The 12,933-nt window shown below is 45.3% G+C and carries 13 protein-coding genes; 6 read left to right on the top strand and 7 right to left on the bottom strand.

The window, feature by feature from the left end:
• Positions 1-155: 155 nt before the first annotated feature.
• Positions 156-1,055 carry an indole-3-glycerol phosphate synthase TrpC gene (gene trpC, locus QUA25_RS12100; RefSeq protein ID WP_333038014.1) on the bottom strand — a complete coding sequence of 300 codons (900 nt, stop codon included), beginning with the start codon at positions 1,053-1,055 and terminating at the stop codon, positions 156-158.
• A gap of 85 nt (positions 1,056-1,140) precedes the next feature.
• Here trpC and QUA25_RS12095 point away from each other — a divergent pair, with 85 nt between their 5' ends.
• Both QUA25_RS12095 and QUA25_RS12090 read left to right on the top strand, forming a co-directional pair.
• The gene (locus tag QUA25_RS12095; RefSeq protein ID WP_333037957.1) at positions 1,141-1,560 is read left to right on the top strand and encodes an element excision factor XisH family protein; all 420 of its coding nucleotides are present in this window, start codon (positions 1,141-1,143) and stop codon (positions 1,558-1,560) included.
• Positions 1,545-1,937 (top strand): XisI protein, encoded by a 393-nt coding sequence (locus QUA25_RS12090; RefSeq protein ID WP_333037955.1) that lies wholly within the window; start codon positions 1,545-1,547, stop codon positions 1,935-1,937. Before QUA25_RS12095 ends, QUA25_RS12090 begins: the two co-directional genes overlap by 16 nt.
• 109 nt (positions 1,938-2,046) lie before the next feature.
• On the opposite strand, the gene QUA25_RS12085 is transcribed toward QUA25_RS12090, so the two are convergent.
• The 3 genes from QUA25_RS12085 to QUA25_RS12075 all read right to left on the bottom strand — a co-directional run bounded on the left by QUA25_RS12085 (position 2,047) and on the right by QUA25_RS12075 (position 4,271).
• Positions 2,047-2,451: a transcriptional regulator gene (locus QUA25_RS12085; RefSeq protein ID WP_333037953.1), complete on the bottom strand. Its 405-nt coding sequence runs from the start codon at positions 2,449-2,451 to the stop codon at positions 2,047-2,049.
• On the bottom strand, positions 2,435-2,734 hold the full coding sequence (locus QUA25_RS12080) for a type II toxin-antitoxin system HigB family toxin (RefSeq protein WP_333037951.1): 300 nt from the start codon (positions 2,732-2,734) through the stop codon (positions 2,435-2,437). The genes QUA25_RS12085 and QUA25_RS12080 overlap by 17 nt, the downstream gene beginning before the upstream one ends.
• Positions 2,735-2,810: 76 nt before the next feature.
• The gene (locus tag QUA25_RS12075) at positions 2,811-4,271 is read right to left on the bottom strand and encodes an NB-ARC domain-containing protein (RefSeq protein WP_333037949.1); all 1,461 of its coding nucleotides are present in this window, start codon (positions 4,269-4,271) and stop codon (positions 2,811-2,813) included.
• A gap of 215 nt (positions 4,272-4,486) precedes the next feature.
• Between QUA25_RS12075 and QUA25_RS12070 the strand changes: the two genes are divergently transcribed.
• The 3 genes from QUA25_RS12070 (at position 4,487) to QUA25_RS12060 (ending at position 6,487) form a co-directional block, all read left to right on the top strand.
• Positions 4,487-4,990, top strand: a complete 504-nt coding sequence (locus QUA25_RS12070; RefSeq protein ID WP_333037947.1) for a hypothetical protein — start codon at positions 4,487-4,489, stop codon at positions 4,988-4,990.
• A 33-nt stretch (positions 4,991-5,023) separates the two neighbouring features.
• Positions 5,024-5,578: a hypothetical protein gene (locus QUA25_RS12065; protein WP_333037944.1), complete on the top strand. Its 555-nt coding sequence runs from the start codon at positions 5,024-5,026 to the stop codon at positions 5,576-5,578.
• A gap of 279 nt (positions 5,579-5,857) precedes the next feature.
• Entirely contained in the window at positions 5,858-6,487 is a 630-nt protein-coding gene (locus QUA25_RS12060) for a nucleotidyltransferase domain-containing protein (RefSeq protein ID WP_333037942.1), read from the top strand.
• On the opposite strand, the gene lpdA is transcribed toward QUA25_RS12060, so the two are convergent.
• On the bottom strand, positions 6,401-7,837 hold the full coding sequence (lpdA, locus tag QUA25_RS12055; protein WP_333037941.1) for a dihydrolipoyl dehydrogenase: 1,437 nt from the start codon (positions 7,835-7,837) through the stop codon (positions 6,401-6,403). The two genes, QUA25_RS12060 and lpdA, sit on opposite strands and share 87 nt — an antisense overlap.
• A gap of 445 nt (positions 7,838-8,282) precedes the next feature.
• Between lpdA and QUA25_RS12050 the strand changes: the two genes are divergently transcribed.
• A complete protein-coding gene (locus QUA25_RS12050) occupies positions 8,283-8,561 on the top strand; it encodes a hypothetical protein (protein WP_333037939.1) in 279 nt (92 codons plus the stop codon).
• Between the two features lie 250 nt (positions 8,562-8,811).
• Here the strand turns inward: QUA25_RS12050 and QUA25_RS12045 are convergent, their stop codons facing one another.
• Complete coding sequence (locus QUA25_RS12045; RefSeq protein WP_333037938.1) at positions 8,812-11,088, bottom strand: lipopolysaccharide biosynthesis; 2,277 nt, start codon at positions 11,086-11,088, stop codon at positions 8,812-8,814.
• 184 nt (positions 11,089-11,272) lie between these two features.
• A complete protein-coding gene (locus tag QUA25_RS12040) occupies positions 11,273-12,856 on the bottom strand; it encodes a polysaccharide biosynthesis/export family protein (protein ID WP_333037936.1) in 1,584 nt (527 codons plus the stop codon).
• Positions 12,857-12,933 lie beyond the last annotated feature (77 nt).

Here is a 12,933-nt window from a genome sequence, read left to right as displayed (position 1 = left end):
TGCTTTCTGGCAAAATATTTCTATGCAATATAGCTTTGAGTGCTATTTTTTTTTACAGTAGCGCTTGAGTCGATGCAGGCTAGAAATTCTCATTATTTACCTACTTAATCATTTTTTATCAGAATTAAGGGTGGTTTGTCAAGCGGTCTCGCCTTTCACAGGCTGGGAGGGCGATCGGCAAGGGAGGCTAAAGCTGCACCCGGATCGGGCTGCTTGACCAGGGATTCGCCGATGAGGACGGCTTGGGCGCCGGCACTGGCAACTTGATTTAAGTCGTCGTGAGTGTGGATTCCTGACTCGCTGACGATGAGGATGCCTTTTGCTTGGATTTCGGTTTGTCGATCGGCTAATAGTTGAGTGGTAGTTTCTAGGCTGACGGAAAAGTCTGCTAGGTTGCGGTTGTTGATACCGATTAGGTTGACGCCTTGTAGGGTTAATACTCGATCGAGTTCTTCGAGAGTGTGAACTTCTATCAAAGCTGTCATGCCCAATGTCTTGACAATTTTCACAAAATATTGTAAGTCTTTGTCAGATAGAATGGCTGCGATTAACAATACAGCATCCGCGCCGTGAATCCGGGCGAGATAGATTTGGTAGGGATAGATAATAAACTCTTTGCAAAGTAAGGGTAAATCGACGGCGGTACGGATTTTAGCGAGGTTGTCGAAGCTGCCTTGAAAGAACTTTTCATCGGTGAGTACGGAGATGCAACTGGCGCCGTTTTCTTGGTAAGCTAGGGCGATCGCCACCGGGTCGAAATCTTCGCGAATTACACCTTTGCTGGGGGAAGCTTTTTTAACTTCGGCGATGATAGCGGGTGTAGTTTTGCCGTTTTTAAGAGCGGCAAGAAAGTCGCGAGTTGGCGGTGCAAAGGGGAGTTTTTTGTGAAGTTCGGATAAGGGGGTGCGATCGCGCTTTTGGGCCACTTCAGCTTCTTTTTCCCAGACGATTTCTTCGAGGATGTGCTGGGGTTCGGCGTCGGGTACGGCGATTTGGTAGCTGAGGTAGAGGACGGAGACTGATGTGCTGGGGGGACGACGGCGGATTTGAAGCATGATAGGGGGATAAAGGGCGATCGTAACAAGTGTCAACGTATTATATAATGGTTACAGTAAATCCTCCTAGCCTGAGAGCTAATGCGTGCCAGCTAAAGATATTTATCACGATACAGTTAAGCGTGCCTTACAAAAGGATGGGTGGACAATTACTCACGATCCATTTCCCCTGCAAATTGGTCGCAAGCGTTTATCTGCAGACCTGGGTGCAGAGCGTCTAATTAATGCCGAAAAAGGGACCAAAAAAATTGTTGTTGAGGTCAAGAGTTTTGTAGGGCGATCGGATGTAAAAGATTTGGAGCAGGCTTTGGGACAGTACATTCTTTACCGCCAAGTGCTTAATGAAATGGGGATAGATAGAAGTCTCTATTTGGCAATTTCTCAACCTATTTTTAATAGCGTATTTACCATAGAATTAGGACAAGTGTTATTGAAAAATCAGATTATCAAACTGATTGTTTTTGATGATAAAAGTGAGGCGATAGTTCAATGGATACCCGATTAAGATACAAAAAAATTATCAAAACCATATTGCAAGAACACGCCAACTACCGCGCTGCCATACCTGACGGATATAATTCCCAAGTTCTCTTTGATGATGAACGAGGAAGCTACTTAGTCTTGGATATTGGTTGGAATGGCGACCAATACCTTCACGCCACACCAATCCACATCAATTTAATCGGCGATAAAATTTGGATTCAATATGATGATACCGAAGAAGGAGTGGCGACTGATTTACTTGCAGCAGGTATTCCTAAAGAAGATATTGTACTCGGTTTTCGACATCCTAATGTGCGGCAATATACTGAATTTGGAACGGGTTTGAGTGGCAAAGATGAAGGAAGTGTTGCTGAATCTGCTGCTGTGCGATCGGCCTAAGTAGAGGACGGAGACGGATGTGCTGGGGGGACGGCGACGGATTTGAAGCATGATAGGGGGATAAAGGGCGATCGTCACAAGTTTCAACGTATTATATAATGGTTGACGATTAATCAAACAGAAACAAACCCGGATTTACATGAAAAAATTTTCCCAAAGCCTCAGCTTGTTTTTTGCTAATTTCTAGCTGACCGTTAACGATTTCAGTTACCGTCTCAACTGTGCCAATAATTCCTACTAAATCTGCTATTTCTAAACTTCTAGCATCCATCAAATGAAGAAGTCTTGAGTGGGGATTTGAAGCATTCAGTTGATAGTGACTTTCTTCAAAATCCTCAATAAGTTTGAGTAAAAGTTCTAACAGAGTATCTTCTTCGGGAGTTAAATTTTTTCGAGACAGCAAGTTTTCAACTATTTCTAAAAAAGTCTCGTTTTCATCTTCATTTTTGATGATTCGAGGTTGATATTGAGATAGCAGGCTGCTGTACCTGTCTGAGTCAAAAGTAAGGGTCATTTTTCCAGTTGTCTTTGTCATATTCTGCATGAGTCAAAATGTACTTGATATAAACAATCTGCTTTTGATAGTTAAGACTTACGATTAAGCGATATTTATTTCCTTTGATATTGAAAATTGTAAAATTTCCAACGGCTTCAGCTTGAGGATAAATAGTTTGAACTTCAATAAGTTTAGTCCAGTTGGCTTGACTAGCAATCTTGTACCAATCATCGAGGGCTTCGCAGGAATCAGCATGATTTTGGCAGTAGTCTCTTAATTTTTTGCGACTGATAACGTGCATTGAGCGATCGTTCAGATGTTTGGCAGATACTTAATTCTATCAAATTTAAGTGCGAACGGCTAAAACCAGAATTTTACTAAAAGGGCGATCGGGCTTCTTTTTCTATGTTTGGGCGGGAATAGTTAGTTTTGACATACTCTTTTAGTATCGGTGCAAGAGTGAAAAATGTGCGATCGCCCTCCGGGATTTTTTCAACTAATGAACGCCGTCCCAAGGATTGCATAACTTTCAAAAATTGCGATCGAGATAATTGCAGATTCTCTGGCACTTTTGAGAGGGAAACTGGCGCGGTTTCACTCGCTAGCCATGACATTACCTGTTTTTCTGACTCAGATAAACGATTAAATGGCTGATGCAGTAAAGATTCTAAATCACCTAAAAATAATGTATCATCCGACAAAAATTCCGACAGGCTGCCGTTAAATAAATCTTGAATCATTGTAGCAACTATTTTTAACCACAAGGGATTGCCTCTGTATTGTTCAATTAGTTCTGACCATTTTTCATGTTCAGCTAAACCTTTTTCTCTAAGGAGTTCCCCCGCTTCAACACCTAAACCATTGAGTTGTAATGAGCGAACTGGCTGATTTTTTCCTTCTAATGCGGCGATTTCTCTGGGTTTTTCGGAACTGAGCAACACTAAACAACTGTTGTGAGATAATTCTGCTACCTGTCTGAATAGTGTGCCGTAATCTTCATATCCAGGTTGGTAATTGCCAGCGAGTTGTCCGCTGCTATTTACCATTTGTACGTCATCGAGTATCAGCAGACAGCGGTATTTTTGCAAGTAGTTGAGTAGGGGCAATCCCCCCGTGGTTGCCCCATTCTCTGGGACAACCACGCCGTCGGCATTTGGGGCGGGCACGGGGGCACCGCCCCTACAGAAGAATTGAATTATATTTGTTTGAAGTATTGACAGGGGTGGAGATGTGGCGATACTTCGCCAGATGACGAAATCAAATTCATGTTTGATTTGTTCGACAAGTTGTGCGGCGATCGCGGTTTTACCAATGCCGACTATGCCGTGTATGGCGAGTAGGCGGGTGTTTTCGTGGAGAATCCACTGTTTGAGGGTGGTGAGAGAGGTGGTGCGATCGTAGAAAATGCCCGACTTAGGCATTTCAGCTAAGAATTGACGCAATTTTGGTTCAGTATTGCCTTTGTTTAGGGGTTCTTCATCAATTGGTGAAGTGGGGACTTTTGGGGACTGTGAATTATTTTCACAGAAGTTGACTTCACCAATTTGTACAATATCTTTATTGAAGTTCCAGAGATTTGAGAATTTTACTTGCTCCAATCTGACTCTAAAATTTGCTTTATTGACTTCTTCGCCTAATACTTCTGATAGTAGCTTCCATAAAGTAGAGGCAATATCTTTAATGTGACCTTCACTACAGTGAGATTCATCTGCTATTTTTGAGTATTTCTGACCTTGTAAAGTTCCCCGCAGTATCCTCTCTTGCAGATTGTCTAAGTGTTTTCCCGTATTGATAAAAACTAGGTCGTCGGCAAGTTTTAAGACTTCTTGAACGTCCATAGGTCGGGTTAATGCTGGGGTTTTGCCTATTATATCCTACTCGATCCGACTTTTTCCGACCCGATGGAGTTTCTCCAGCTTTTTCTGGCGTGGGTAAATGGCAAATTATATAAAAGTGCCTACTTTATCCGACTTTTTCCGACTGGACAAGACTGAGATTTTATAGTCACAATCATATTTAAGAGGCACTATTATAGCTTTCCCATAGGAAAAAAATGACTGCACAAGCATTATCCCTCCCCCAAGCAAACTTAAAAATGGCTCTCTGGCAAGTAGATGCCGATTCAATGAGTAGTAGCGAGTTGTATGTCTGGTTAAATGAGAGCGGCTTGCCCCACGAAGTCACCATCAGATTGCACGAGTTGGCTAGCTACACGAAAAAAGCTGGTAACAAAGTTTTGGCTGTAGGGAAAATTGTTCTGATCAAAATTATCGAGTTTGTCAAGGCACATCCTAATTTAGCTACTGGCATTGCTTTAGGAGCTGCTGTGGGGCTATTGGCAAATTCAGTACCAATTATAGGCCCAGTGTTAGCGCCATTGGCAGCAGTGCTAGGTATAACTGTTGGTGCGATCGCTGGACATAGACTAGATCAAGGCTACCGTCAAGTAGATGGAATAGTTGGAGTAACACAAGACTTTATTCAAATCGCCCAATTGTTTTTTCAACTACTGATTGATGTTTTCAATGCAGTTTTTCGCAACGTTATCACTGCTTAAATAAGAAAATTTGAAACAATCAGGAGGCTTAATATGTCAGGAAATAAAACCCTAACTAAGGAGCAAATCCTTAAAGCGATCGAGGAATTGGAAAAAAATCCAGATGATAAACTCGGAATTTTAGGTGATGTTGGGATTACAGCATTAGGTGCGATTGGTGCTGGCGTGGCTGTTTCTGCTGCGGGAATAACTACATCTATACCAATAATCACAGCAATAACTGGGATCGGTATGGTGGTAGCTGCTCCTTTGGGACTGGTTGCCGGAGCGGCTTTAGCAGGTGGAGCTGCTTGCTATGGAGTATCGAGGCTAATCAAAGGTGGCGGCTATAATGAAGCGAAAAAAGCAGAATTGATCCAACAGCTAAAAGAACAGCTAAGAGAGGTTGAAATAAAAGAAAGAGCATCTAAGCTTGGAGAGAGTGACAAGACAAAATTTATTGTTTCCTTGAAAGAACCAGTTAGGCTTAATCTAATTACCCCTCAAGATGCTCAGCATTTAATCAGGGCTGTCGAAACTGGTCAAATGCCTCTCAAGGAAGCTATTAATATGGTCAAGGCTATAGTTGAAGCAGCTCAACCCCAATAGTCTTTGAAATCCATGACCGGAAAATGCTAGACACAGGCTATGTTGCTCTGGTATTTCTGAGAATTGACTTAGCTGCTGAAAGAGCGATCGCCCTTCTATTATTGAGGTGCGATCGCTATTTTTTTGAGTATCACTAATTCTGTTTCTCCAACACCATAGGGAAATTTACCGCTTTGACAACCATTGATGAGAGAAGCTATCGTGAGTAGGAGAAAATCGGAGTGCGATATTGGGTATAACGAAAGAATCCCGATCGCCCTCCAATCATTTATAACAGATATGAGCATTAACGATAAACTTAAGAACATACTGATGCAATTAAGATCGCACTTCGAGCAACTGTACGGCGATCGCCTCACCCAAATGGTACTCTACGGTTCCCAAGCCAGAGGCGATGCACGCCCAGACTCTGACATTGATATTTTAGTCGTCCTCAAAGGGCAAGTAAACCCAGGCGAAGAAATTAAAAGAACCAGCCACATTCGAGCCGATTTGTCGCTCCAAAATGATGAAGTCCTTAGCTGTCTGTTTATGGACGAACAGCGATTTACGCACTATAACGGGCCTTTATTGCGGAACATTCGCAAAGAGGGAATTTCATTTCTCAATAAGCCTTTTACGGGCGGGCAGGATGCCCACCCACAAAAAAACTTACTCTTTGTGGAACAGGCATCTTGCCTGTTCTGGAGAATGCTAAAAGATGCAATTGCGAGCACTTTCATCACCTTTAACTTGCTCTACCACCGCCCTAAAACAGTATACCGAAATCCCCGACTTATTCAACAAGTCGGGGATATAAAACAAGAAAACAGCCCCTACAAATTAATGACTACCCGCTCCAGCCGCCCGTTTAAACGCCTCATCCAACACTTCCGAAAGGGTCGGGTGAGTGTGAACTCGGAATGCTAAAGTGTTCACAGAATCGCGCTGGGCGATCGCATTTGCCGCCTCCTGAATCAAATCCGAAGCGTGCAAACCGAAAATGTGAACTCCCAACAATTCCCCAGTATCTTTCCGGTAAATCACCTTAGCCATACCGTCAGTTTCACCCTCCGCAATAGCCTTAGAATTTCCCTTAAAATAAGTCTTGACAGAAGCTACCTCAAACCCTTCGGCTTTTCCTAACTCTTTTGCCGCAGGTTCCGTCATCCCCACATAGCTAATTTCCGGGTGAGTAAACGCCGCCGCCGGGATACTCAAATAGTCAACTTCGCGGGCACGGCCACAAATATTTTCCACCGCAGCAATTCCCTGAGCAGACGCAGAATGCGCTAACATCATCTTGCCATTAACATCGCCGATCGCCCACAAATTTTGCACCGGTTCTCCCGCCGCTAAAACCTGCATCTTATCGTTAACTGGGATATAACCGCGCATCGTTTCCACGCCAACAGTTTCTAACCCCAAATTCTTGCTCACCGGCACCCGACCAGTTGCTACCAAACAAGCATCTACTTCCAAAACTTCGACAACTTCCTTAGTTTTGAAATCAGCTAATTCAATAATTACTGGCGAACCAGGAGTAATCTTCTTAGCCAAAACACCCACTTTTGTTTCAATATCGCGGGGTGCAATTAACACCCGTTCTGCTAACTTAGCAATATCTGGATCGAAAGTCGGCATCAATTGATCTAGAGCCTCAATCATCGTGATTTCACAGCCCAGTGCGGTGTAAATATCGGAAAACTCCAAACCGATATAACCGCTACCAATAATTGCAATCCACTTCGGTAGCGATTCCAACCTGACAGCATCGTCGCTGGTAAATACAGTTTTGCCGTCAATTTCTATCCCGGGGGGGACGAAGGGAACCGAACCGGGAGCGAGAATAATATCCTTGGCAGTAATAGTTTTCTCGCCTTTATCGGTTTCGACGGTAATTTTTTGAGAACCGGCGATTTTTCCCCAACCTTGGATGACATCGACGTTCAAACGTTTGAGGCTGTTGGTCAAGTCGCCGCGAAGTTTGCTAACAATAGTGTTAGCGTGATTGGCGATCGCCCCGCGATCGAAATCCACACTGCCCAATTGAATTCCCAAAGTCTTCAGGTGGTGGGCATTCCGCAAATCTCGCACTCGCCCCGAAGCTGCCAACAGCGCCTTCGAGGGAATGCAGCCGCGGTTGACGCAAGTCCCCCCCATGTCCCCTGCTTCGATAATTGCCACTTTCAGCCCGCAGCTAACCGCGTGTATGGCCGCGCCGTGTCCGCCCACGCCAGCGCCGATAATTGCTAAATCGTAATCAAATCCCTGAGTCACCTTAAAATCTCCTAATGCCTTTGAAATCTTAGGACTCAAGCAAAAAACACCGTCTCTCCGTTCTTTCGAGGTGGCGCGTTGCCATCGCAACCCTTGAACAGCGGTAATAGTTGCATAAGTCCTGTCTCCTTATTCTCGACTAGACTAGGGTTAATTAGACAACGAAAGAGCCGTAACTGAGATTTTTTCAGGGTCAATGATTTTGAGCTGGGTCTGCACCAAGTCTCAAATCACTCAGTAGGCGGGTGTAGAGTTAAATATAGTTTGAAGGCTGACAATGCCCGCTGCAGGTTTTATATGGGACAGCAAGTTCAGCCACAGGCATTCCCATCGCCCGGTTAAATTCTGTCCTCCTGCTTGTTTTAGTCGGTTTTCATGTCTAATCTCTGCACGCGCCGGGGCGGACAGAGTTTGTTGGCAAATTTTAGACCCTATGGAGTGGCTTATGACGGATGACGACGACCAGAAAGATTTACGCCGGGCCTCGGCTCAATCATTTTTTGAGTCCCTGGATGAATTGTTCGATTCTATAGAATCGAACAGCAGTCAAGCTGCACAACCTAAATCTCCACCGCATCAGGCTAAGTCTTCGAGTCAGTCTTCGAGTCCGCCGAAGAAGACTAGACCTGCGAAAATTAATTTGTCGGATTTTGAAGATGCGATCGCCGATTTGGAACAGTTTATCCAGAGCAAACACCAGAAACGCCCGGAATCCAATCAATAGTGCGATGACACATTTTCAAGTAATGACTGTTGACTGTTGACGGTTGACAGTTGACTGTTGACAAGCGAAAAATTTTAGACCGAAGTTCCAGCTCCCAGATTCATCTGTGGAGTCAATTTTTAAATCTCAAATCTCAAATCTCAAATCGACAGGCAGTTGACTGTGCTTTCGGCTTAAGCTGTTTAGGTTGCAACCTACAATATATTCATATTTCGTTGAGGATTGCTTTACAAGAATCAAGCCAGATAAATTAGCTCAATTTACTATTAATAGCCTTGTTTTTAGGCTTTGACTGCTGCGGTAATTGCCTCGATTTCACTTCGATCGCGCGCTCGCCGATCGCACTCAAAGGCAACTCCAATTCATCAAGATCATTGCGGAACTTGACCGGAATGTCAGCACCGTTAATAATCGCTCCCAACAGCCGCGGCCCGGATTTATGCGACTCCTCATCCTCAGATTCCAACAACTGATCTGCCGCCTCAGACAACATACTAGACAAAGTGTAACCAGGCCGCGCCACCAAAATCATACCGTCCGTGTACGGTTCCAGCGTCAGCGCGTCGTTGCACTCGCTCAAAGCCGGAGAATCGACAACCACAAAATCAAAGCGGTTGCGAACATCCTCAAACAATCTCCGCATTTCGCTTGATTCTAGTACGGCGGAGGCTTGTCGCAAAAAGCCGGGACTCGGCACGACATATAGGTTTTCTACCTCTGGAACCAAAAGGACGCACTCGCTAATATTGCCGTAATAGTGCAAAGGTTCCACTGTCGCCAGAGGATCAGCAGCAATTTTCAAAGATTCAACGTTAGAAGGCGATCGCAAATCTGCTTCAATTAGCAAAGTCCGTTTACCCGATCGAGCCGATGCAATTGCCAAATTGTAAGCACTAAAACTTTTCCCCTCCAAAGGCGCCGCCGAAGTCAACAACACCACCTTCACCGGTTTGTCCCCAATCCGGCGCAAATTAGTACGCAACCGCTCGTAAAATTCCAAATAGGGAGAATTTGCCTCCAGGGCCAGAGGCATTTCATCGCCGTAGGAATCAAACACCGTCACTTCCGGCAAAACTCCCAGTATCGGCACCTCTTTTTCCACCAAAGCCGCCCGCACTTCTTCCCAACTGTAAAACTTGCCGTTGAGCATCCCCAACAAAAATATCAACCCCCCGCCCAGCAGCAATCCCACAAATCCTCCCACCGCCAGCATCACGGGCAAACCTCTCTTGTTTGACTCAACGTCATCAGTTTGCGGCAATTGGGCGATTCTCAAACTCCCCGTTGTCTCAGCTACCGCCGCCTCAGCATCTACCAAAGCCGACTGCATCTTGTCGTAGAGAGCTTTTTTGAACGCCACTTGCTGTGCCAAACGGGCTTGTTCTAACTGCTTGTTGGGGATTGTCGCGTGTTCCCGACGCAATAGCTGTTCAGTTTTCTCGATTCCTTGGAGTTGCTGTTGCGCCGCATCCCGCTGCGTTTGCAAAGCAATCAAAGTTTGAGCTAACTGCTGTCTGGCCGGATCTAAAGAAGAGTCTACCCGAATTCGAGCGGCACTTCTGAGGGGAGCCGCCACCCCGTTACCGCCGAGTACCTCAGATTGTCGCTGCTGCAACTGCTGCTCAAAAGCTTGTTTTTGTTTGAGCAATTCTACAATTTTCGGGTGTTCCTCCTGCAAGTCGCTGCGGAGAATTTTGAGCTGAGATTCGATCGAAAACAATTGCACTCGCAGTTGGGCAATAATTGGATCGGCAGAGAGTGCTTGAGCGACGTAAGCTTGCTCCACATTCAATCCCAAGCGCTCCTGCAAACTGTTAATTTGAGCTTCCATGCCTCCCAACTGCACGCGGAGTTGTCGCTGCTGCTGTTGGCTGCTGGTAATCGCTTGCGGCAAAGCACCGCTCTGAGCTGCTAAAATTGAAGTCCCTTCTCGTTTTTCGTAGGCTTCAAGTTTTGCTTCCGTCTCTCTAAGTTCCTGAGTTACTTTCGGCAAACGCTGGTTAATTTGGGTGATCGTTGCTCGCAGTCTAGAAGTATTAATACTTTTGCTGTGTTCCACCATTTCGTACATCAGCGTCTTTACTACCGCTTCTGCTTTTTTGCGATCGCCATTTTTGTACAATACTTGAATCAAAGCGCTGGGGTCATTATTCTTACTTGGCATCTTTATCTGCACATCTTTTCCCAGCTTTTTAGCCAAAGCTTGTATTTTTTCTTTCGCTTCTTCTTTGTTTAATTTTTCTTCGGGTTTGATGAGTTTTTCGGCTGCTGGTTCAACCACTCTTGTATCCAGCAGCATATCTTTAGTTATTTCTTGTCCTTCCTGTTGAATTTTAGTAGTAGTCGATGAAAAAATCACGCTCGGTCTGTCGTAGGCCAGCGTACCTATTGCAACGTAAACTGGCGCAGGCTTTGGCTGCACAGCCACTACTCCCGACACGCCAACAGTCACTGCGAGAGTAGCCAGTCCCACCCACTTGTATTGGTCGAAAGCAATTAAATAACGTTTAACAACGGATAAAGTCATGACGATTTTAGATTTTAGATTTTAACTTTTAGATTTTAGATTGCTAATTGTTAACGATAACTAATGATTGCTGACAAATGATACCCATTTCCAAACAAGCTGCAACTGTAGGTAAGTTGTAAACGCATATCGCATAAGTCATTCCCCATCGACAAATGAAAATTGAAAATTGAAAATAGTATGACTACCTATCATTACGTGACGGGCCGAACAAATCTGTCACCCCATTTCTCAACTGCTCAAAGAACAGAATAAATCCCAAAGTATCCCGGAATGGTCGAGTAAAAGTATTGAGTACATAACCAATGCGCTCTACCAGATTCCTACCAATAACAATCACATCATTATCTTCGAGCATCGGGTTCTGAGAAACATTGCCCTCCAAAGCAGCTTTGGCATCTATCGAACGGTTGATTGCTCTACCTTGCTTTTCGTCGAACCGAATCAGGGCTATTTTCCGCAAGTTAGCAAGATTAACAGGTAAGTTGTTGAGAGCATCCAAAAACCTGCTGCCATTTTCTACGTAGAACGAGGTCAAACCACCACTAGCGTAACTCAAAACTCGAACGTAGATCCTGGGCTTAATCAGAGTAGACCGCGAAACAAGAGCTTTGTCGTAGTCTAGGTTTTTGGTACTAGCGTCCAATTCCGGGATGACAATCACATCTCCTGATGCCAAAGGAAAATCGAACAAATCGTTAGCGTTTGCTAGGGGAGTGTAGAGGTCGATTGGTTCCTCCACCGACGAGCCGTCCGTCAGCGTCCGCCGCACTCGTACCGCCCGTAAATCGGCTTTTCCCGTCACTCCCCCCGCAATCACCAAAGCAGCCGAAATTCGACCAGAACCCGCCGGAAGCGTGTAAAAACCCGGTTTGCTGACTTCTCCGGTGACAGTGATTTGGACGGGGACAGCAGCAGCAGCTAGGCTGTACCTGGATGCTAAATCTTGATCGGATTTGCGATCGGGCGTAACCTGTTTATACGGTACGACGATCGCATCTCCATCTTCCAAACGCAAATCCGGCGGAGCAATACCAGTTTGCAACGGTGTCAAAATATCAACAACTTGCTCTGCGACAGCACCTCCCGGCAGAGTCCGCCGCACCCGCACCGCCCGCAGTTCCGCCGTAGGAGTAGTCCCAGCCGCCGCCGCCAGAGCCGCAGGAAGCTGGGGGGTTTGCAGCGGATAAAAACCCGGTCTTGCCACTTCCCCCGTCACCGTCACCACTACCGGGCGCTGAACCAGCAAAGCAGCCGAGACTTGAGGATTTTTGATAAATTGGCCAAAGCGCTCCCGGAGACGCTGCTGTGATTCTTCGACGGTAAGACCACGCACATTTACTGTTCCGATTAGCGGCAGTACAATTACCCCTTCAGGGCTGATTGCACCCGTAAAACCTAGCTCTGGGAAGCGCTGAACTTGAACAGAAATCTGGTCTCCCGGGCCCAGGCGGTAGGGCCGATTCCGAAAAGCTGGGTTAATATCCCGGTTGAAATTGGCAGGCGGCGGTGGCGGTGGCGGTAAACGCAATGGCGGTGGCGCCACGAGTCGCTCGTCTCTTGGAACAACAGATTGAGCTAAAGCGGTTTCCGAAAAATTTTTGCTATTAAAACCCCAGAATACAGCAGCAAAAGATAGAGTCCAAGCAGTTGAATACAGACCTGCCAAGGAAAAAGCGAGGCGATTTTTAATAGTGGATTTTTCCCGCATTTTCAGAGGATTTAAAAAAGTAATATTTTGAATAATGACCTGATTTGTAAGTTTCATCTAAATAGAGTAGCGCGAAAAAACAATAATATCTTTTCAGGGCGGGTTGAACTCGGATCTTTACTAGGAAGCAGTTG

This window comes from Microcoleus sp. Pol17C6 (assembly GCF_036701145.1).
Classification (GTDB): domain Bacteria; phylum Cyanobacteriota; class Cyanobacteriia; order Cyanobacteriales; family Microcoleaceae; genus Microcoleus.
The sequence above is the reverse complement of the archived record's forward strand: the minus strand, read 5'-3'. Positions and strand labels throughout refer to the sequence as shown.

Bases quoted from the DNA above. Each gene is read 5' to 3' on its own strand.
- trpC (WP_333038014.1), bottom strand. From the start codon at position 1,055: ATGCTTCAAATCCGCCGTCGTCCCCCCAGCACATCAGTCTCCGTCCTC.
- QUA25_RS12090 (WP_333037955.1), top strand. From the start codon at position 1,545: ATGGATACCCGATTAAGATACAAAAAAATTATCAAAACCATATTGCAA.
- QUA25_RS12085 (WP_333037953.1), bottom strand. From the start codon at position 2,451: ATGACCCTTACTTTTGACTCAGACAGGTACAGCAGCCTGCTATCTCAA.
- QUA25_RS12080 (WP_333037951.1), bottom strand. From the start codon at position 2,734: ATGCACGTTATCAGTCGCAAAAAATTAAGAGACTACTGCCAAAATCAT.
- QUA25_RS12075 (WP_333037949.1), bottom strand. From the start codon at position 4,271: ATGGACGTTCAAGAAGTCTTAAAACTTGCCGACGACCTAGTTTTTATC.
- QUA25_RS12070 (WP_333037947.1), top strand. From the start codon at position 4,487: ATGACTGCACAAGCATTATCCCTCCCCCAAGCAAACTTAAAAATGGCT.
- QUA25_RS12065 (WP_333037944.1), top strand. From the start codon at position 5,024: ATGTCAGGAAATAAAACCCTAACTAAGGAGCAAATCCTTAAAGCGATC.
- QUA25_RS12060 (WP_333037942.1), top strand. From the start codon at position 5,858: ATGAGCATTAACGATAAACTTAAGAACATACTGATGCAATTAAGATCG.
- QUA25_RS12050 (WP_333037939.1), top strand. From the start codon at position 8,283: ATGACGGATGACGACGACCAGAAAGATTTACGCCGGGCCTCGGCTCAA.
- QUA25_RS12045 (WP_333037938.1), bottom strand. From the start codon at position 11,088: ATGACTTTATCCGTTGTTAAACGTTATTTAATTGCTTTCGACCAATAC.
- QUA25_RS12040 (WP_333037936.1), bottom strand. From the start codon at position 12,856: ATGAAACTTACAAATCAGGTCATTATTCAAAATATTACTTTTTTAAAT.